Below are 19,300 nucleotides of genomic sequence, written 5' to 3'. Positions count from 1 at the left end.
AGGTTCAGGGATACAGTCAACATATAGTATGACCCGGGACATCCGGTGGTGCGGTTGGCAGTAGAAAATGGGCGTTCCCGGCTAGCGGGCGCCCAGTTTGTGCTTGGGAATGAAGAAGGGAAATACAAGCAGGGGAATGAGAACCTCGAAGAGCAAAGCAATCGTGGTCCAGGTTCTATTGAAATTCAGCATCTGCATTAAGCTTTCATAAAACCAGAAAGAAAATGAAAAGGCGAGGAAACCGACCGGCGCCGTCATCATACGCCCCGATATATTCGGCGAGAGCTCCTTCAGCCCCATGCATACAATGACAAGGCTGTAGCCGATCTTAATGATCAGAGAAGGCATATAAATCCCTACCATAGGGAGATCCATACGGTCCAGGAAGTCTGTAAGGTGAATATGCCTTACCAGCTCGAAGCTAGGATACACAATCCTGCCCATAATCGGAGCACCCAGGACCAGCAGAGTGAGAAACGCAATATTTAACAGCTGGTACAGAGCAATCCCTAGCGCCAAGGCTGCTGTCCGAAACCGGAAGCTGCGATGGGTTGCCAGAAAGAAAATCCCGATGATCTCGCCGGTGTAAGATATCAGGTACCAGGTACCGGTGAACAGATCCCCCAAATTCACATCAGTTAAGGGCAATAAGTTGTCCCATTGTAGATCCCCCACAAACAGCAGCGGCAGCAGAAAAACAATGGCGAGCATCGAGAAACCGAACAACTCTGTCATCCGGGCCAGCGGGACAATTCCATCCCTTGCGATCAGTACAACCGTCAACACCATCAGAGAGCCAATCAGAATTAGCGGAGTCCTTGGAAGCAGGGCTGCATTAACAAAGTCGCTGGTCATTCTGACATCCCGGAACATCACGTAAAAGAAGAACAGGATATAGCAGACGATCAGCAGTCTTCCCAGCCTTGGAAACCTGATTTTGAAAATCTGGAACAGGTTATGGTCAGGGTACTTCTTCATGATATAGGACAGCAGCCAGAGCACGAGCAGAATCAGCACGGCCGGAATAATCTGTGCCAGCCAGATATGCTGTTTGACATAGTAGGCGCTCTGTGCCTGCACACTAATATTGGTACTAGTGTAGCTGTACAAAATCCCAATGAGCAGTACCTGATGCTTTGATAAGCGTTCTTCCATTGTATCCTCCCCAGAAGAGTTGTTCAGGAGCTTGGCATAAGAGGACTAAGCATTCGCATGATCCAGACAGCCGGGCTTGTCATGCCATGGTGAGCAGTCATCAGATAGCAAATCAATGCAGCCGCCCCCGACAGCAGGACAGACAGCCATAGATTCCATCTGCTGGTGCTGCCCCAATACGGCCCATTTACCACAGCTACGAACAGCAGCCAGGCAAATATAGCCATTATAGAACCGCTCATTCCACCATCTCCTCCTCCTGGATGCCGAGGGGCTTTAATACCGTCCCGGTATTCTCCATATGCATAGCGGATATGACTTCCACTTTAATAGTCGGGTAGATCATCTCCCACTTGTTCTTAATATGCCGCCACAGCTGTGGCTTATGGAAATAGAGCGTTTGGGCGAAGCCAATCGGGTCCGACCGGTATTCCGTCTGAAGCTGCTTGATCAAATCTTTCAAGCGGCCTTCCAGCTCTGTATTCAGCACTTCCTCCAGTTCGTTCAGATGAGAGTCACTCGCCGTATCAAATGCAGAAGCATTCTCTACGACTGAGACATTGCCTTCCAGCGTCAGGGTGAACTTGATATCATCAGGACTCTTCACCTTCGGGTTCAGCTTGACGTTAGGCCGCTGAACACGAAGCACAATGGTCCCTTTACCCCTTGGAGGCTTAATGGGGACTTCAACCATCTGAGCTTCACCCATCGCAAGCAGCAGGGCTTCTGCTTCTTGTCCGAATATCTGTTTGACCAGCTTGTCGTCCTTGAACACGGCCATGCCGTCCATCTTGATGGTTGTCTTGTCGGAAGCCCCTGGCCCGGTCTCCTGCGATACAATTCGCACAGCGGGTATGGCCAGGTCCATCCCTTCAGAGAGCAGCCGATGGATAACCGTCTTGGCCATTGCCGGCGATTTCATATAAGCTGCCGCTAGTTCCCTTACAATCTCTGAGGGAAACCGCTCGATCTCGCTGGTTACCTTCATATAAGGCAGAGCAGGCCCTTCAGTTATAACCATAAAGACAGACAGCCGGTTCTGCGGCAAGCGGCCCAGTATATCCATTAACGGCGCTATTCCTTCCTTGGCCATGTCTTCTCCAACAAGAAAGGTTCGCCTGTGGGCAAAATACAGCTGACGGGGTATGCCTGCCTGCTCCATATTGTTGGCTATGCGTATAGTTTCCCCTGACTTGGAGAAAAGCGCCCATGCTTTGCCGCTCCCTCCCCCTCCTCCGCCGCTTCCCCCCGAGCTGCTTCCGCCCAGCTGACTAGGCAGCGCCACCTGGATACTGGCTCTGTACTTGTCCCCTTCTTTATCTAATGCGGTTCCCATGACGAACGCTACATCATTGACTTCCCTCCGGTCCCAGCAGCCGGTCGTCAAGATCACAACCAAGGATATCATCACTGCACCGATAAAATTGTTTCGCATCGCAGTTCACCACCCCGGTACCCGCTTGCGCAGTTTATCAATTTGTGTGGTTGAGCCCATACGTTTGCGATTGCGGCTGGTCAGGGAGGTGGGACGCTTCTCCTGCTTCCACCAAGGCAACCGCACAAATATATCATCCTCATCCGACTTCCTGTAAGGCGCAACTCCGCTTAGATAAGGGACGCCTACAGAACGCAGCTTGCACATATGACCTGCAATCAGAACTGCCCCGACAATGATCCCGTAAAGTCCCATAATACCTGCGAGAAACATCAGCGGAAACCGCAGCAGGCGGATGGTGATTGCAAAATTAAATCGGGGCAGACAGAAGGAGGCAATGCCGGTGAGCGAGACCACAATAACCATAGGCGCAGATACAATCCCCGCCTGCACGGCTGATTGCCCGATTACCAGTGCCCCCAGAATACTGACGGCAGAGCCGACCGCCTTGGGCAGTCTGACACCTGCTTCCCTGAGAGCTTCGAAGGACAGCTCCATAATCAATGCCTCAACAAGCGCGGGAAAAGGTATCGCCTCCCTTGATGCGGCAATGCTCAGAATCAGATTGGTCGGCAGCATATCATGATGAAAGGTAATCGTGGCGATATATATCGCTGGCAGAAACAAGGCAATCATCAGAAACCCATAACGCAGCCATCTCAAGAAAGTGCCGATCGAAGCTCGCTCATAATAATCCTCGCTGGACTGGATCATCTGCCAGGCCGAAACAGGACCCATCAGCACAAATGGCGTTCCATCCACAAAGATCACAAAACGCCCTTCAAGCAGCTGGGCCGCTGCAGTATCCGGCCGCTCCGTATACTGGAACTGCGGGAAAGGAGACAGCGGATTATCCTCAATCAGCTCTTCAATGTAACCCGTTTCCAACACACCGTCCATGTCAATAGAGGCTACGCGCCGCTTGATCTCCTTGATCATCTCCGGTTCGGCGAGATGCTCCAGATACCCGACCACCACATTTGTCTTCGTCAGACTCCCTACGGAGAAGGAGGTTGTCTTAAAGGCCGTTGTTTTCATTTTATTGCGAACCAGGGACACATTGACATTCAGACTCTCTGTAAAACCTTCCCTCGGGCCCCGCACAACCGTCTCGGAGGTTGGCTCCTGGACACTTCTCTGCTTCCCGCCCTTGGTATTCAAGATGGAGGCTTCCGCCAGTCCCTCTGTCAGCATCAGGGTCTTGCCGGAAAGGATGGCGATGATGGCGGGGCGCAGCTCTGTAGCCGGATCAATAATCGGAATACCAGTAAAAACACCATACGATTGCTGCTGTTCAGCAAGCTTGCGGTCAAGCTTCTGAAGCGGCTCAATGATGTGCTTGGCGATCAGGTCCGTATTTACATTCGTACTTATGAATACGAGCACAGCCCTGCGAACGCCGCCGATTGTGAGTTCACGGTAGATAACATCAGATATGCCGTCCAGCGATTGCCTGATCATATCCCAGTCCGCATCAAGAGCCCCGGTAAATCGCATGGGCTGTTTCGAATCCGCGCTCACTTCATCCACCCCTCCCGATCCTTATCAGCTATTAAAATGTCTCCACTTCAGATAAATTATTCCTGGACGCCACCGGTCCCCGTTAAATGGCTGGTTCTACATTATGGTTTCCCGCTCGCAATAAGTGGTAATTATGGACTATGAGAACAGCTTGCCATTCGAAAGGAGCGTTAAGACCATGAACCATGAGCATGAACCCAATCCATTAAAGCCGCTACTGCCCGAGCATTCCGTATCCTACTGGCGGGATTCCACTGTGCAGCCGGACTTCCCGCCGCTGTCGGAGAGCATCCGTGCAGAAGTAGCTATAGTCGGAGCCGGTATCGCCGGTTTGACCACAGCCTACGTGCTTGCCATGGATGGCGTGGATGTTGTGCTGATCGAGGCAGCAGACATCTTGAGCGGTACAACAGGCTATACAACGGCCAAAATTACATCTCAGCATAACCTGATCTATGATGAGCTGATTAGCACCTTCGGGGAAGAGAAGGCGAAGCAGTATTACCTGGCCAATGAAGAAGCACTATCCTTCATGCGGAACCTCGTGACCCAGCATGAAATCGACTGTGACTGGCATGAGGAAGATAACGTGGTCTATGCAACGACTGACGAATATACCCGCAAGATCGAGAAGGAAATGAAAGCTTATGACAAGCTGGGGATCAATGGCGCCCTGCTTCCGGAGCTTCCGCTGCAGCTTGGAGCGAAGTCGGCCATCAAGATGAGCGGACAGGCCCGCTTTCACCCGCTGCAGTACCTGAACAAGCTGCTCGACGAAGCCGTTCGGTTTGGGGCGCGGGTGTTCACTCATACCAAAGCGGTTGACATCGATACAGACGACGAGGACAAGCCGAAGGTCAAGACGGCCCAGGGGCATACGATAACCTGCGGCAACGTCGTCGTTGCTACGCACTACCCCTTCTGCGATAACCTTGGCATGCATTTTTCCCGCCTGCATACAGAGCGTTCCTATGTAGTCGGCGTGACAACGGACACCCCGTATCCCGGGGGCATGTACATCAGCGCAGACCAGCCGAAGCGTTCGCTGCGAAGTACGGCGTATAACGGACAGCAGCTTATCATCGTAGGCGGTGAAGGCCATAAGACCGGTCACGAGACGGACACCCTGAAAATGTACGGAGCGCTCGAGCAGTTTGCGAAGGAACAGTTCGGAGACATCGCCATCCCGTACCGCTGGTCGGCACAGGATGTGGTTACACTGGACAGAGTCCCTTATATCGGGCCTATTACGGGCAAGCATCCTCATGTTCATATCGCGACAGGGTTCCACAAGTGGGGGATGTCCAATGGGACCTTATCCGCACTCTTGCTTCGCGATATGATTGCCGGGAGGGATAATTCCTACGCCGAGCTGTTTGCGCCATCCCGTTTCCATGCCGGCTCTGACATCAAGACATTCGTTGTACAAAACGCGGATGTTGCCAAGAACTATGTAAAAGGCAAGATGGAGACCATCAACCGCGATCCGGGCGAGCTGCAAAAATGCGAGGGCGCCGTCGTGACCATGAACGGCAAGCGCGCGGGCGCTTACAAGGATGAGAACGGCAACTATCATGTTGTGGATACGACCTGTACGCATATGGGATGTGAGCTTGAGTGGAATAATGGAGAGAGAAGCTGGGACTGCCCGTGTCACGGTTCACGCTTCTCCTATACCGGTGATGTCATTGAAGGACCTGCCACCAAAGCGCTGTCCAAGATGGATTGGCCGGAGGATTTTGAAGAGATTGAAATTGTCTCTAAGAACAAACCTATCCGATAAAACCGAAAGCGGGAAAATCCCCATACAGATGCCCATTGGCATGTATGGGGATTTTTTGTACGGTGTTATAAGGGTTACCGGTAGATCCAGCTGTCGGCACGATCACTAATCCTGAGTCCCGAATCAATCGGGAACATCCGCTCCACCATGGCGTTGAACTCGGCAATATATCCCTGGATAGGCTTGCCGCCTTCGCCTTCACTTCTGTAACGGTCCATTCTGCCCAGAAAATCTGGACTCGACGATACGTAGACCCGTTCAATCTGAGGGGCCATGCGTTTGATTTCTGCTGCAACCTGCTGTTTGAGAGAAGGACTCAAGGCTGAATTACGCCCTTCGTCCCTGTTTCCCTGAACATCCAAACCGCCCGGCTCCTGAATCGGTGTCCGCAGGCCGTTTGCATCCCGCGTATCGGTGCGCGTGCTCTTCAAGCCCATGCCATTCCGTAGGGGATCTGCATCCCTGCCCGGATTCGTTGACCCATGCATGTAAGGATAACCCTGTGGCTCCATTCGGTTGCTCCTTCTGGAGCTTCCATCTGCATTAGCACCAGGACCGCCTGATGTTTCGGCCGTCTCTATTCCAACATAAGCGTTGGCATTGGACAGAATTACCGTTGCCGACTCAACACCCGTTATACCCTTGAGCCTTTCGGCAACATCCTGGCTAAGCTCGATGCGATAATTTTGATGATTGCCGATAAGATTGTTGCTGTTGAGGTGCCGGCCGTATACACGGTTCATTTCATTCATCTGGTCATTGGCAAAACGCTTGTCAATCACCCGATTGCCATTGGCATCAAAGCGTACGCTGTTCGGACGTATATTTCGGTTTCCAACATCGCCAAGCCGCTCCATCGAGCAGCCTGCCAGCACCGATCCGCCGATGAGGATAGCTGCCAGACCAAGCGTTGTTCGTCTTATCACGTGAGTACCCCCGTTTCGACTAGAAAATCACCTGCGGTAACTGCACTATTGCTTGCAGTTAGCTTCTGCCTGCAGGCTGACTCCTATTCGGATTCGGGGCTGGCATTGCCCGGGAAAAGTCCGAACCAGGCTAGGTCGGCTAGGTCGAGGCTCGGTCAAAGACGACCCACCTTGAATGATATTGCGGAGCAGGGAATAATACTCCTTAACTGACACCTTCCCGCCCCGGCTGCAATCTAATATCTTGAGTGGATGCTTACAGAGAAAATTCCATATAAGCAGCTGGTTCAGCAGAACGTATGGCAGACAGCAGCTTCGCAGCTGTAACACTCGGGTCAGCAAGCGCACCCTGCTCTTTGGCCTGGATGAAGTACGGCGTAACGGGTATATCCGAATGTCTGGCTTCATCCTGCAAGCCCGTCTCCATCATCCCCGGATTGACGACCATAATCTGCACCGGTCTTTCCTTACCTTCCTGCTCTGCTGCCACGCACTGCGAGAACATATTTAACGCCGACTTACTGCAGCAATAGACACTCATGCCCGGTGCCGGATACTTAGCTGAACCTGATGATATATTAATAATTTTCCTCCCGCCGCTCCAGCCTTCTGTTAATTTTATGAAGCTTGCTGTAAGCTGTATCGGCGCGATAACATTCAGATGAATGCTTGCTGCAATCTCCTCCGGCACACACGATTCAATCATCTTTAATGGCTTTACGGCAGCAGCGTTGTTGACAAGCAGGATATCGCTCGATTCCGCTGCTTTCCCGGTCGACGCTTCTCTTCCAAGGGCATCAATGACCTGTTCGAGGATAGATGATGCTTGATCTTGTTCTGACAAATCCACAGGATAGAAGCTGTATTCGCCGCCCGTCTCCTGCGCACACTGCCGCAAGTTCTCGTTATTGCTCCTCGATAGGCCAATAACACGGCATCCATCCGCAAGCAGCTGTTTTGCGAGTTCGAGTCCCAGACCGCTGGATACCCCAGTAATGATATAGGTTTGACTCAATCTGATACTCCTCCTATCTATTTAAATCGCAAACGAAGAGTAATGGGAATATATTACTTGTGATCCTCTATCTAGTATATCAATCCATCGCCCGTTACAATAGCGAAGGCCGTCCCTATATCCATTTTCCCAGGGGCTGCTTTATCTTTTACCTGGTCGGTACCACTCACCTGTTCAGCCAGAAGCCTGCGGTCCACCAGGACGCCGGCTTAGCTTGTAACTTCCATCACCGCCTTAATCTCTCGCTGAGAGTAACGTAAATTCCAGCTCCATATCAAGCTCGAGCCAAGCCTCTCTAACCGTAAAATCAATTGCATAATAGGTCTGCTCTTCACCGGAATGACCCTTATGTACGAGCGTCTCCACCTGCCAATCCAGCTGATTCTCCCGAAAGGCCAGAATGAACGGACTTTGACATGAAACCACTAAACGTCCCGCCCCGTCAGCCACCGGAGGATATGCTGATATGAACCGCTCAACAATGGACTCAGGCCGTTGACTGAACTTGTAACTGTCCCGCAAACGCAAGACGGCCTCCTCCCGGTACCACAGAAAGGACCTTGTCAGCTGCTCCAGCTCCGGCACCTCGTAAGCAGATGCCAGCTGGATGCTGAACCGGTCATGCTGCTCCCCGGCCTCCGCTGTCTGAACGACAGCCTGCGCATGCCGGCCTGGCTGTTGATGTTGGCCATTAATAACCGGAACCGAATGCCCCTGGGACCCGTTGCACAAGATGTCGTACCGGGCTGGTCCAAAATAGGCCTTCGTATATTGGCCGCTGCCAAGATCACAGAGCAGCTGCTCCCCGTTAACGCTTAATATGAAGTGGCCAAGATCATTATGATTGTGCGGCTCATCATTATGCCCGCCCTTGGCAGCGAAGGCATAAGCGCTTCCTCCCCTCCGGCTTCTCACGATGAACCACTGGGCATCCGCCAAGTAATAGGAGCCCTCCTGCCACGGCCCTACTGCTGCTTCCGAGCGAACCCACAGCAAATTCCGTACCGCAGGCGCCCATCTGCCGCAGTGATCGTCCAGCATACCGGCATATAACGAAGCTTCCGGTATATGCACGTCCTTATATAGAAAACCCAGATAATGGGTTAAGCCCGGCAGCACGCCGCATTCCGCTGGCGAATCCGAGAAATTGACGACCTTGCGTTCATGAAGGAAGCATTTCTGCTGAAACAATGCCACTGACCGGACCTTATCGGATGCAAACAAATTCACAGCGCCAGCGGTTCGCTGCTTCAGCAGATCAGCTGCATAGACGAAGAAGCCGAACCCATACTGCCAGTAAGAATAACCCTCCGTGCAGGCACCATCCCCGGCAAAGCCTGCCAGGAAGGCGTCAAGCGCCGGAAGCACCCGCTCCCATACGGCTGTCAGACGGTCAGCCTCCGTTTCTCCCTGCAGCATATAGATGGCCGCCGCCCCAACCGAACCGGCACATACGGCCGCCCAGTTGTTGTGCAGCCGCTCCCAGCCATACGGCCCTCGTTCAAGGAACGGCGACAGCACCCGCTGGTCAACCTCATCCCGCAGCCTCAGCTTCACAAGCGGAGGCAGATTCTCCTCATTCATCATCATGATCTCGGCTAACGCAAATGCCGTCTCTGCCGCAAACAGGTCGATCGTATACCGGTCATCTAGATCTATACTGCTGCCCCGCTCCGAATCCGGCCGCTGCGGCAGATGGGCAGGCAGGCACCAGGTGTACTCGTCGCATATTGACCAGATGATATCGGCCAGCGCGTCCCGGTAGACGGCGTTCTCCGGCTCCAGCCAAGCGAGTATACCCAACACAGTCAGCCTCTTCCGTCTCTTGAAATAGACGGCCTCATATTCGCTGCGGGAGCCTGTCTCCCCATATAACCGGAATAGCGAGTAGGGAAGAATAGGCACCTGCTCCTCCAGCATCACTTCCGCCTCTGTCTTCAGCTCCTGCAGCATGATGCGGCATGCTTCCTCCCTCATAATCCGCTCACGCTCTTCCTTCCATGAACGGCCGCTGGCCAGCAGCCGCGCCGCCTCCGTCCGTGCAGTTCGCAAGCTCCCCAATGGATAAGCTGTATCTCTCACCTTCGCACCTCCAGCATCCGAATAAGCGAATGAAACAGCATGTTTCCCGGCCAGAACTACCCTGCCGGGAAACACGCTGTCCGCATCCATCAGCGGTCATATTCCATACGCGAATTACTGAGCCTTGGCGAATTCCTCCTGCTGCTGCTTGTAGATCTCATAGAAATCATCCCACCGCAGCAGATTATCCTTCTCCCTGCTCCACCAGTCCTTGTACCAGGCTTCGATCTCCGCACCGCCGCCGCTCTGCCATTTGGCTTCGGCATCCTTCATGGCCTGCTCGACCGTGTACTTGCTGCCGCCGATGATCGCCTGTGTAAACAGGTCGTCAATGGCCTTCGTCAGATTGGACATCTTCACCTGCATTTCCTTCGGAAGCTGAGGCATGTGCTCGGAGTGAGTAATTCCCTCCCCGACAACCAGGTCCGTCATATAGACATCACGCGCTTCCTTGAACAGGCGCAATCCTTCCTTCTGAACCGGTATCGATTCATTGAAGAACGTTTCCGTATAGCCGCATTTGCCTTCCTCCAGCCTGCTGTAGAGCATCGCGTAATCTCCCGCCCAGCTCACTTCGTTCTTGTACTTCTCCTGGTCGGTAATTTCCGGGCAGCCATTGGCACCCTTCGTATAGTGCACGCCTTCCATGCCATGCTTGAACATTCGGCCGGTTTCGATGCGGGTCAGGAAGTCGATATGCTTCATCACCGTTTCCGGGTCCTTCGCCCTGGCATTCACGACCGCCGTCATCTGAACCGGATTGTTCCACACGACCGTATGGTGGCCGACCGGTGTTGCCGGAAGTTCAATGACCTTCAGCTTGGCACCCGGTACATTATGCAGCAGCGTATCGAGCTCCTTCGTCGCAAAGCTGGTGTAGTCTCCGGTCATCCATCCGATCATGCCAATCTTGCCATTGAGAAAATCCTGCTTCGTCTTCGCGCCGTCCTTGTCGGTCAGGAAGTCCTTGTCAACCACTCCCGCCTCATACAGCTGGCGCTTGAATTCTGCAGCCGCCTTCATATTAGGCAGCCCCAGCTCAATTTCATCATTCTCATTCACGTTAATCCAGTTGGCGTTGAACATGTACCGGATAATGCCCGGCGTCTCGCCGAACTGCAGACCGGCAATGCCGTAGGTATCCTTCACGCCGTTGCCGTCCGGATCGTTCTCGGTGAACGCCTTGGCAACTGCTATCATCTCCTCGGTAGTCTTCGGCGCCTCAAGATTCAGCTTCTCCAGCCAGTCTTCACGAATGAAGAAGCTCAGAAGCGGATACACCTCATTAATCCGGCCGACCTCGTACAGCTTGCCGTCCGTCTTCGTGCCGGCCTGCTTCAGCTGCGGAAACTTCTCCATCAGCGCCTTGTATTCTACGCTGTGATTCGCGATCAGATCATCCAGCGGCATGAGCTGCTTCTGGTCAAAGAACGTATTGCGCAGACCGGTGCCGAATTCGAAGATCAGATCGGGCGCGCTGCCGGAGGCGAACAGTACATTAAGCTTGGACTGCGACTCCCAGCGCGGCACAGCAGTAAATTTCACATTCGCAGGGCCGTTCTCGTTAATCCACGCCGACCACATATTGTCCTCAATGGTTCCCATGCCGTTCGGCACGCTGCCCCGGTCGTAGATCGTCGAGGTAATATGGCCCTTCTTCTCCGCCTTGTCCGATGCTGTCTGCGGGGTATCGCCATTCTCTGTTCCCCCGCTGTTGCCCGAGCAGCCTGCCAGCAGCCCTGCTGCCATCGCCGCGATCAGCGGCAGCTTCGTCCATTTTCCCATACGCATGATACAACCCTCTTTCTCTTCATAGTAATGGAAGCGGGTCCACGTGTTAGCCTTTAATGGAACCCAGCATGACACCCTTGACAAAATATTTTTGCAGGAACGGATAGACTGCGAGAATCGGCAGCACCATCACAATAACAGCCGCGGACCGGATGCCTTCAGGCGTCAGATTCGCTATTAGATCCGGATCGGAGAAATCCTGCACCATCGAGTTCGACATAATCATGTTCTGCACCAGCACCGTCATATTGTATTTGCTCGTCTCGTTGATGTAGATCAGAACGTTCATGAAGGAATTCCAGAAGCCTACGCCGTAGAAGAGCGCAATGGTTGCAAGCAGCGGTTTAGACAGCGGGAGTACAATGCGGAACAACAGGCGCCATTCCCCGCAGCCGTCAATTCTGGCCGCCTCGTCAATTTCTGATGGAATATTGGCAAAATAGGATCGCATGATCAGCATGTTGTAAGCACTTACAAGGCTGGGCAGCCATAACGCATAGTAGCTGTTCACAAGACCCAGGCTCTGGATAATGAGATAGGTCGGGATAAGCCCGCCGCTGAAGATCATCGTGAAGACGATCGCCATCGTGAAGAAACGCCTCGCGTAAAACTGCTTCCTTGACAAGGGATAAGCCGCCATAATGGTGAAGGCCATGCTGAGCAGTGTGCCGATGACTGTGATTTGGACACTGTTCCAGAAGGCATTCAAGATAGGCGTTCCGGTAATCAGGTTCTCATACGAGAAGAGTGAAAAATCCACCGGCCACAGGCCCACCTGGCCCGCCATTACCGCCTTGGCATCGCTTAGAGACAGTGCAACAATGTTCAGGAGCGGCAGAATGCAGCTCAGCGCAACCAGTATAAGCAGGATATAGTTGACGACATAGAAGATTTTCTCGCCTCTCGTAGCTCTCAAGCTCCGCCCCTCCTTACCATAATCCCTCATTGAATTTACGTGCGATGTAGTTGGCCGTTACGATCAGGATCAGCGCCACCAGTGACTCGAACAGCCCCATCGCCGTCGTCAGGCTGAACTGTGCGCCCTGCAGACCGGTCCGGTAAATAAACGTGCTGATGACGTCGGCAATCTCGTTGACATTGGAATTTTGCAGCATATAGACCTGATCGAACCCTACCTCCATCACCCGGCCCATCGACAGAATCAGGAGCAGAATAATGGTAGAGCGGATGCCCGGCAGGGTGATATGCCAGATCTGCCTGAACTTGCTGGCCCCGTCCATTCCTGCGGCTTCATAGAGGCTTGGATCAATCGTCGTGAGCGCTGCCAGAAAAATAATGGCATTGAAGCCCATGTCCTTCCAGATCCCGGAGCCAACGAAGATGGCCACCCAAGACTCCTTGTTGTACATGAACGCATACGGTTCTCCAAAGAAGGCTTCCACCCACCGGTTCACCGCCCCGTTCTCCAGCGAGAACACCGTCAGCACCATCATCGAAATGATGACCCAGGAGAAGAAATGCGGCATATACACAATCGTCTGTACCGTCCGCTTGAACACCATACTCCTGACCTCATTAAGCATGATGGCCAGAATGATCGGAGCAGGGAATCCGAATACGATGCTCAGCACGCTGAGAAACAGCGTATTCCGGATAATCTCCAGCGTCCTGGGGTCCTGGAACAGCATCTCGAAGTAATGAAATCCGACCCAGGGGCTGTTAAGCACACCATCGAAGAAGTTGTAATCCTTGAACGCGATGACCAGTCCGCCCATCGGTGCGTAACGGAAGACAAGGAAGAATACAGCGACTGGCACAAACATAATCAGCAGAGGAACATTCGATTTGAACCGCCGCCACTTCTGCAGCTTGAGCCGCTGCTTCGCTTCCGCCGCACGCTCGGGCGCAAGCTCGGGGACAGCCGTCTCGGCTATATTCATAGGCGGGCTCCTTTCTCATGTACTTGGCCTTAAGCTTCCTAGTTGTATTGTAACGATGTAAGCGCAGCCAAACATTTGAAATTTACCGCTCTTCTATTGAAATTCTACACAACTATGCTTACTGCTCCTTGCGGTATTCCGAGGGCGACCTGCCCGTCAGCTGCTTGAACACAGCGGTGAAGTAGCTGGCGTTATCAAAGCCGGTCTGCTCGGCGATCTCCATCATTTTCAGCCTGCTGCCGGACAGCAGCGCCTTTGCCTTCTCCACTCTTAATCTGCTGACGTAATTGGTGAAGCCGACGCCAGTCTCCTTCTTGAATAGGTTGCTGAGGTAGTTCGGAGTTACATGAACATGGGCGGCAACGGCTTGAAGCGTGCAGCTCTCGCGGTAATGGGTCTCGATATACCGGATCGCCCGCAGCACCACATTATCCTGCTTCTCCTGCATCCACCCGGCAAACAAGGCGATGAAGTCCCGGCCCTTGGCTGAGGCCCATTCGGCAAGCTCCTTCACCGAGCTCATCAGCAGAATCGATCCAGGATTCAGATCCTCATATGAGCTGGCATTCAAGTGCTTGAATTCTGTCATCAGAATATCCGAGAAGACGGTCATTAGGGTATAAATCTCCTTCTTGCACTCGTGCAGGCCGAGTCCGGAGCTCCGTTTAATATAGGATTCAATCCGTTCTCCGGCTCCCTGCAGGTTGCCGGTTGCGAGCGTAGACAGAAGTTCTTCGCGCAGCTGATGGGTTTTGCCCGCTCTTATATGCTCTGGAGGACTGTCAGCCTTTCCTGCGTTCTGCATCCGCTCATACAGAGTTGCTGCTTCATCCAGCTGCCGAACCACGCCTCCTTCCAGCCAGACCGTGCGGAGACCAATCAGTTCTCGGACTGCCGACATTACATGCGAGCGGTAATCAGCGGCCGGCTTGCCAGACGCAAGCAAACATGCGTATTCATCACTCTTCATCGGCAGCAGAATCCCCCTGATCCTGTGAAGCTGCAGCAGCTCCTCAGCCATGTTGGATACAGCATAATGCAGCAGTCCAACATCCCGATCCGTATAGGCTTTACCGGGCGGGCAGAAGCTTTCCACCTTGAGCAGCCACAGCTCGCAGCCTTCCCAGGCCGCACGGTAAGCCGCCATGTCGGGTGAGCTGCAGGGCAGCCGCAGAAGGGCTGCTTGCAGCACCGAAGCCTGCCGTTCCTTCTCCTGCAGCCGCTTACCCAGCTCCTTCAAGCGAAGCTTCTCATACGTCTGCTGCAGCACTCTGCAGGTTTCATCCAACGCAAGCGGCTTAAGCAGAAACTCGACCGCCCCGTACCTCAGGGCCTGGCGTGCATACTCGAAATCCCGGTAGCCGGTCAGGATGATAACCATGATATCCGGGTACAGCCCAGACAGCCTGCCGGCTAGCCCCAACCCATCCATGACTGGCATATTAATGTCAGTGATCACAAGATCCGGCATGGCAGCCTCGATCATCGCAAGCGCCTCCTCCCCGTCTGATGCTTCCCCGACCACCTCCCAGCCAAGCTGGTTGTTCCCGATCAGCTTGCTCAGGCCTTCACGAAACCACCCCTCATCATCAACCAACAGCAGCCTGCCTATCATCCGGCATCCCCTTCCTCCGCAGTTGTATACGGCAGTCTAAGCAGCACTGTTGTGCCCTGATCCACTGCCGAGCGTATGTCCATTCCGTAAGGTTCTCCATGAACGAGCGCAATACGGCGCATGACGCTGCTCGTTCCTATCCTTTCCCGGGAGCCTTCCCCCAAGCGTACCTGCGAGTATATCTGCTGAACCGCAGCTTCCTCCATACCACAGCCATTGTCCGTAATCTCAAGCATCAGGTAAGCTGGCGCTGCTGCGGAAGTCTGCTGCCTCCAGCCGCGGATCATAAGCCGACGGTCTGCCCTCATATTGCGGAAAGCATGCACGAAGGCGTTCTCCGCTATGGGCTGCAGGAGCAGCCGAATGACCCGGCAGTCGAGCAGCTCTTCCGGAATCTCAATCGTTGTGGTCAGAGCCTCTTGATATCTCGCCTGCTGGATATTGAAGTAGTTCTGCATTTGCGCCACCTCATCCCGCAGTGTGGTCAGCCTGCCGGCCGGCTCCAGCGTATACTGCAGCATCTCGGACAGCGAAGTGACCAGCCTGGCTGACGGCTCATCATTTAAGACATAGAACTTCCAGAAGAACATGCCCAGCGTGTTGTATAGAAAATGCGGGTTAAGCTGCGCCTGAATTGCTTTCAGCTCCGCCTCCTTCTCGCTGAGCTCGCGCTGGTACACCTCGCGGATCAGCGTCTCAATCTGGGAGGCCATCTGGTTGAAGCTGTCTCCGATGAAACCCAGTTCATCACGGGTCTTAATATCTACACGGGTATGGAAGGCACCATCGCGTACCCGCTTCATGCCGAATACCAGACTGTTGAGCGGGCGCAGCAGGCGCTTGCCGACCAGGGTGATAATGATCCAGGAGCAGACAATGCTCGCCAGTGCCGAGACAACTGCAACCTGGAGAATCACCCAGCCCCGGCTCTGGATCTGCTTCAGCGACACTCTGCTGACCATCGTGAAGCCAACCTTGTCAGAACGCTGCTTCGTATACAAATACGATATCCCGTTCTCGCTGCGGATCACGCTCCCCGAATGGTTAAGCTCAGGCAGCTGTCCCGCTTCAGCATCCTCCACCATCGTGTAGAGCAGCTGGCCGCCAGGGTCAAACAGATAAGCATTCGAATCGCCTTGCGACCTGAGATCCTTCAGGTAGGACTCGAACAGGGAGGAATTAAACAAGATCAGCATAATTCCGTAGGTCTCCAGATCAATGGAGCGCATCAGCCTTCCTGCGAGAATGCCGTTCACCTCCTCCGGGTTCCCGTAGCTCCCCTTGTCAATCGGCATCCATACATATTCCCCGCCTGTGCCCTCCAGCTTATATATGGCATCATTAAGGAACGAAGGGTCCAGCCGGTGAAACGAACTGGCCATTGTACCCAGATTGATGACATTCCCCTTCAAATCATAAATCCGGATCCCCATAACTTCAGGCGCATCAAGCCGTACCTGGCGCAGCTCATCGTCAAGCATCTCTTCCAGCTTCATCCGTGCGTAGGAGGAGGCATTCGGCTCCTGCCCGCTGATCGCCAGCTCGACCGCCGGGTTAAGCGTAATATAATCCGTAATGCGGTACATGTCGTTGACCCTGGAATCCAGCCTGGCAAGCACCTGCTCGGTTGTCATGCTGTACTGGCGCCCGATCTCCTTATTGAACAGTGAGAGATGCACCTGATAGGTTGCGAAGCCTGCCAGACTGAAGATAATCAGGTTAGCGGCAGCTAGGGTCAGTACCAGCTTGGTGCTGAAGCTGAACCGCTTGCGGTCATAGGTTCGCTGAGTAAGCGACATAAGGAAACCAGCCCTTTCCATGCGTTGTCTGGTCCTAATTTTCTCACACCTGATCCGTCATGAAAACGCTTAAATACATCACTAATTCTGCAATAAACATCAAAAATCCGGCATCCTGGCCGGTTGGTCAACTGGCAGCAGCAAGTCCCGTCCAGCTCCTATGCACTCTAGCGATATAAAATAAAAAAAGAATCCCTGAACTGCATCAAAAGCAGGGGATTCTTTCATCGTTGTATCGGCCCCCAGGCCACTAACTCGCTAGTTCCAACCGTTAGCAGACATGGTTTGGTGGAGGGGCCGCATCTGGTGGTGGCGGGAGGAAATAAGAGATATCGTACATACCAGCTACATGCAGGCAGTTCTTAACGGAACTGAGAAACGCTATCCATTGAATTAGTGTCATGTATAAATTGTTACGGAACTCAGAGGCTTTAATGTCCTCTTATCATTAAAGATCCTCTAGAAATTGATCGAATAACAGCGCTGAGTTCCGTCCCTCGTATTTAAGGAGTTTTCTCACGAATGCTCACTCATTCGCAGGATTTCACGTTTTGGAGTGGTTAGATGGTTGGACGTGAGGGGGGCAATTGACCCATGGATCGGTTTGCGGACATGCAGGAACAGAGGCAGCGATTTACGTGCCCTTTGAAAACGCTATCCTGCACAACCCCACATGGCCCATGGAGGTTCACCCTCCCATATCTCGACGGGTCTATGCCCTCACATTCCTTCGTTATACCTGTCCATGGCGTGGAGACCGATCTCGTTTAGATAACGGGTCTATGCCCTTCCGAAACTCATACTCGGTTCTCTTGTGCGTGTTATGCCGAAAATCCCGCGAATGAGTCAATCCTCGTAAGCGAAACTTGGAGGTTAGTAGTGGGTTGCGGTCTTTAAGCGGCTACAAGGTCTGCGCATTCACGGTAGGACTCCCCCCGTTGCGCCATACCAACGAGAATGCGTGCCAGTTTGCCGATTAGTTTGAAAAGTGAGGCTTGCTTCTTCATTCCCCTTGCCCGGTTATTCGCATGCCACTGCTTGAAGTCAGGATGCCGCTGAACCAAACTCAACATGCCCCAGTATAGATGTTTACGCAAAGTGCTGTCTCCGCGTTTGGAGACCTTGACCTGCCCCTTGAACTTGCCAGATGTTCGCTCAGCCAGATTGAGACCGGCGCGTCGCAGTATTTGCTGACCGTGAGCGTAATGACGCAAATCGCCCGTACCACTCAAAATGGCGGCCAAGGCAATGGTGCCAAGCCCTTGGATGCTCCGCAGTTGCTCTATTAAGGGGATGTCTGCCAGTAATAACTCAAGTGCCTGTTCTATGTCATCGAGCATGGCAGCCGTATGCTCATAGGCAGCAAGCAGACGGTCAATGTCATCTCTGGCTTCCTGCAGGGCTTGTCTATCTCCAATGCTGCGCGTTGCAGCCGCCAGAAGCTCTGCTGCCTTGGCTCTACCGCTGACACCGGAGGCACGCTTCATGCCTTGATCTCGCCACTGGGCGATGACAGCATCGACATCCAGCCCTTCAAGGTCGCTCGGCAAAGGGAAAGCCTTAAGTGATGCCAGTGAACGGAGAGTCGCCCAATTCGGGAAAACCTGACGGAATTCCGGAAAGTAAAGGTCAATCCAGCGAATGATGCGATTGGCAAAACAGGCAGACTGCTTTACCCAAAATTCTCTGTCACTCATAAGTGTCTTTAACCGCCTGAACACAGCTGCATGGGGTGAATATTCGGTGTAATAGCCTCTGCTGACTACATCCGCGATGACTAGGGCGTCCTTAGGGTCATTCTTGGACGGACTATTGTCCCGATTTTCCTTATTGCGATGCGTCGTGACCGGGTTAACCAGCACGACCTCAATCCCTTGCTGAAGAAGCCAGTTTGCAAGATTGAACCAGTAATGTCCTGTTGGCTCCAGTCCTACAAGCAAAGAGGTGAGACTGTGCTTCGCTTGCGCTTTCTTGATCCAATCGAGGAGCCTCTCAAAGCCTTCTAGTGAATTGGTGAAAGACAGGTGTTTCGAAGTGAGCGAACGTCCACGGAAATCCGTGATCTGCGCGGCGTGCGCATCCTTGGCGATGTCGATTCCCACAACAACATGCTGCATGGTAATTCGTTCAATACGTTGATTTGTTGCGTTTCTTACAGTAGACTTCATAGTAAGCGCCTCCTGATGGGTTATTAGGGCTTCCGATTTCCCCTACCCCCATCATACGAGGCGCCCCTTTTTTTGTCTAAGACGGAATCTTAGCGCAGACAGGAATGTT

The 19,300-nt window shown here is 53.2% G+C and carries 14 protein-coding genes; 1 reads left to right on the top strand and 13 read right to left on the bottom strand.

All coding sequences use genetic code 11. The features are described from left to right. Positions 1 to 81: 81 nt before the first annotated feature. From DNH61_RS09935 to DNH61_RS09920, 4 genes are read right to left on the bottom strand one after another with little or no spacing between them, the layout of a single operon-like run. Positions 82 to 1,155: a GerAB/ArcD/ProY family transporter gene (locus DNH61_RS09935; RefSeq protein WP_111146514.1), complete on the bottom strand. Its 1,074-nt coding sequence runs from the start codon at positions 1,153 to 1,155 to the stop codon at positions 82 to 84. 23 nt (positions 1,156 to 1,178) lie between these two features. Then, complete coding sequence (locus tag DNH61_RS09930) at positions 1,179 to 1,397, bottom strand: hypothetical protein (RefSeq protein WP_111146513.1); 219 nt, start codon at positions 1,395 to 1,397, stop codon at positions 1,179 to 1,181. After that, positions 1,394 to 2,590, bottom strand: coding sequence for a Ger(x)C family spore germination protein (locus DNH61_RS09925; protein WP_111146512.1), 1,197 nt, complete (start codon positions 2,588 to 2,590; stop codon positions 1,394 to 1,396). Before DNH61_RS09925 ends, DNH61_RS09930 begins: the two co-directional genes overlap by 4 nt. 6 nt (positions 2,591 to 2,596) lie before the next feature. After that, positions 2,597 to 4,087 carry a spore germination protein gene (locus DNH61_RS09920; RefSeq protein ID WP_111146756.1) on the bottom strand — a complete coding sequence of 497 codons (1,491 nt, stop codon included), beginning with the start codon at positions 4,085 to 4,087 and terminating at the stop codon, positions 2,597 to 2,599. Between the two features lie 202 nt (positions 4,088 to 4,289). Here DNH61_RS09920 and DNH61_RS09915 point away from each other — a divergent pair, with 202 nt between their 5' ends. After that, positions 4,290 to 5,894 (top strand): FAD-dependent oxidoreductase, encoded by a 1,605-nt coding sequence (locus tag DNH61_RS09915; RefSeq protein ID WP_111146755.1) that lies wholly within the window; start codon positions 4,290 to 4,292, stop codon positions 5,892 to 5,894. A gap of 74 nt (positions 5,895 to 5,968) precedes the next feature. On the opposite strand, the gene DNH61_RS09910 is transcribed toward DNH61_RS09915, so the two are convergent. The 9 genes from DNH61_RS09910 to DNH61_RS09870 form a co-directional block, all read right to left on the bottom strand. Then, positions 5,969 to 6,820, bottom strand: a complete 852-nt coding sequence (locus tag DNH61_RS09910) for a YhcN/YlaJ family sporulation lipoprotein (protein ID WP_111146511.1) — start codon at positions 6,818 to 6,820, stop codon at positions 5,969 to 5,971. A gap of 256 nt (positions 6,821 to 7,076) precedes the next feature. Beyond that, the gene (locus tag DNH61_RS09905; protein ID WP_181438643.1) at positions 7,077 to 7,835 is read right to left on the bottom strand and encodes an SDR family NAD(P)-dependent oxidoreductase; all 759 of its coding nucleotides are present in this window, start codon (positions 7,833 to 7,835) and stop codon (positions 7,077 to 7,079) included. A gap of 234 nt (positions 7,836 to 8,069) precedes the next feature. Further along, complete coding sequence (locus tag DNH61_RS09900) at positions 8,070 to 9,917, bottom strand: heparinase II/III domain-containing protein (protein ID WP_181438642.1); 1,848 nt, start codon at positions 9,915 to 9,917, stop codon at positions 8,070 to 8,072. A 114-nt stretch (positions 9,918 to 10,031) separates the two neighbouring features. Then, a complete protein-coding gene (locus tag DNH61_RS09895; RefSeq protein WP_111146508.1) occupies positions 10,032 to 11,708 on the bottom strand; it encodes an extracellular solute-binding protein in 1,677 nt (558 codons plus the stop codon). Positions 11,709 to 11,754: 46 nt separating this feature from the next. Then, positions 11,755 to 12,624, bottom strand: a complete 870-nt coding sequence (locus DNH61_RS09890) for a carbohydrate ABC transporter permease (RefSeq protein WP_111146507.1) — start codon at positions 12,622 to 12,624, stop codon at positions 11,755 to 11,757. A 13-nt stretch (positions 12,625 to 12,637) separates the two neighbouring features. Then, positions 12,638 to 13,609: an ABC transporter permease gene (locus tag DNH61_RS09885; RefSeq protein WP_111146506.1), complete on the bottom strand. Its 972-nt coding sequence runs from the start codon at positions 13,607 to 13,609 to the stop codon at positions 12,638 to 12,640. A 118-nt stretch (positions 13,610 to 13,727) separates the two neighbouring features. Next, entirely contained in the window at positions 13,728 to 15,224 is a 1,497-nt protein-coding gene (locus DNH61_RS09880) for a response regulator transcription factor (RefSeq protein WP_111146505.1), read from the bottom strand. After that, the gene (locus DNH61_RS09875; protein WP_181438641.1) at positions 15,221 to 17,023 is read right to left on the bottom strand and encodes a sensor histidine kinase; all 1,803 of its coding nucleotides are present in this window, start codon (positions 17,021 to 17,023) and stop codon (positions 15,221 to 15,223) included. Before DNH61_RS09875 ends, DNH61_RS09880 begins: the two co-directional genes overlap by 4 nt. A gap of 893 nt (positions 17,024 to 17,916) precedes the next feature. After that, the gene (locus tag DNH61_RS09870; RefSeq protein ID WP_111145096.1) at positions 17,917 to 19,191 is read right to left on the bottom strand and encodes an IS110 family RNA-guided transposase; all 1,275 of its coding nucleotides are present in this window, start codon (positions 19,189 to 19,191) and stop codon (positions 17,917 to 17,919) included. Positions 19,192 to 19,300: the final 109 nt, after the last annotated feature.

Source organism: Paenibacillus sambharensis, assembly GCF_003233845.1.
Taxonomy (GTDB): Bacteria; Bacillota; Bacilli; order Paenibacillales; family Paenibacillaceae; genus Paenibacillus_I; species Paenibacillus_I sambharensis.
The sequence above is the reverse complement of the archived record's forward strand: the minus strand, read 5'-3'. Positions and strand labels throughout refer to the sequence as shown.

Coding starts and splice junctions, on each gene's coding strand:
- DNH61_RS09915 (WP_111146755.1), top strand. CDS start 4,290: ATGAACCATGAGCATGAACCCAATCCATTAAAGCCGCTACTGCCCGAG.
- DNH61_RS09875 (WP_181438641.1), bottom strand. CDS start 17,023: ATGTCGCTTACTCAGCGAACCTATGACCGCAAGCGGTTCAGCTTCAGC.
- DNH61_RS09885 (WP_111146506.1), bottom strand. CDS start 13,609: ATGAATATAGCCGAGACGGCTGTCCCCGAGCTTGCGCCCGAGCGTGCG.
- DNH61_RS09930 (WP_111146513.1), bottom strand. CDS start 1,397: ATGAGCGGTTCTATAATGGCTATATTTGCCTGGCTGCTGTTCGTAGCT.
- DNH61_RS09870 (WP_111145096.1), bottom strand. CDS start 19,191: ATGAAGTCTACTGTAAGAAACGCAACAAATCAACGTATTGAACGAATT.
- DNH61_RS09935 (WP_111146514.1), bottom strand. CDS start 1,155: ATGGAAGAACGCTTATCAAAGCATCAGGTACTGCTCATTGGGATTTTG.
- DNH61_RS09880 (WP_111146505.1), bottom strand. CDS start 15,224: ATGATAGGCAGGCTGCTGTTGGTTGATGATGAGGGGTGGTTTCGTGAA.
- DNH61_RS09895 (WP_111146508.1), bottom strand. CDS start 11,708: ATGCGTATGGGAAAATGGACGAAGCTGCCGCTGATCGCGGCGATGGCA.
- DNH61_RS09925 (WP_111146512.1), bottom strand. CDS start 2,590: ATGCGAAACAATTTTATCGGTGCAGTGATGATATCCTTGGTTGTGATC.
- DNH61_RS09920 (WP_111146756.1), bottom strand. CDS start 4,087: ATGCGATTTACCGGGGCTCTTGATGCGGACTGGGATATGATCAGGCAA.